Source organism: Mesorhizobium sp. M7A.F.Ca.CA.003.01.2.1 (assembly GCF_003998945.1).
Taxonomy (GTDB): Bacteria; Pseudomonadota; Alphaproteobacteria; order Rhizobiales; family Rhizobiaceae; genus Mesorhizobium; species Mesorhizobium ciceri.
In genome coordinates, this window is record NZ_RZRA01001556.1 from 1 (window position 1) to 627 (window position 627).

General features: G+C 65.4%; 1 protein-coding gene. It reads left to right on the forward strand.

Annotated features, from left to right (window positions below; genetic code table 11):
- Positions 1 to 627 (forward strand): cyanophycin synthetase (locus EN969_RS34155; protein WP_245467686.1); only part of this gene is annotated, 627 nt, incomplete at both ends.

The following is a 627-nucleotide window of genomic DNA, read 5'->3' on the forward strand; positions in this document are numbered from 1 at the left end:
GATGTGCACCGATCACCCCGAAGTGCAGGCGCTGGTCAGCCGCATCGAGGACCGCCGGGTCATCACCTATGGCGAGAATGCGCAGGCCGACGTGCGCTTTACCAATCACCGCATGTCAGGTGCCATTTCGGAATTCGACGTGGTGATCCGCGACCGCAAGACCGGCGGCCAGACTGTCATAGCAGGCCTGCGCCTGCCGATGCCCGGCCGTCACAACGTCTCCAACGCGACGGCAGCAATCGCGGTCGCGCACGAACTCGGCCTGTCGGCCGAGGCGATCAAGAAGGGCCTGTCGTCCTTCGCCGGCGTCAAGCGCCGCTTCACCCATACCGGTTCGTGGGACGGCGTCGAAATATTCGACGATTACGGCCACCATCCGGTCGAGATCTCGGCGGTGCTGAAGGCGGCGCGCAGCGCCACCCAGGGTCGTGTCATCGCCATTGCCCAGCCGCATCGCTTCACCCGGCTGCATGATCTGTTCAACGAGTTTTCCACCTGCTTCAACGACGCCGACACAGTAATGGTGGCGCCGGTCTACGCCGCCGGCGAAGAGCCGATCGACGGCGTCAGCTCGGACGCGCTGGTGTCGCGCATCCGCGCCGGCGGTCATCGCGACGCGCGCTACAT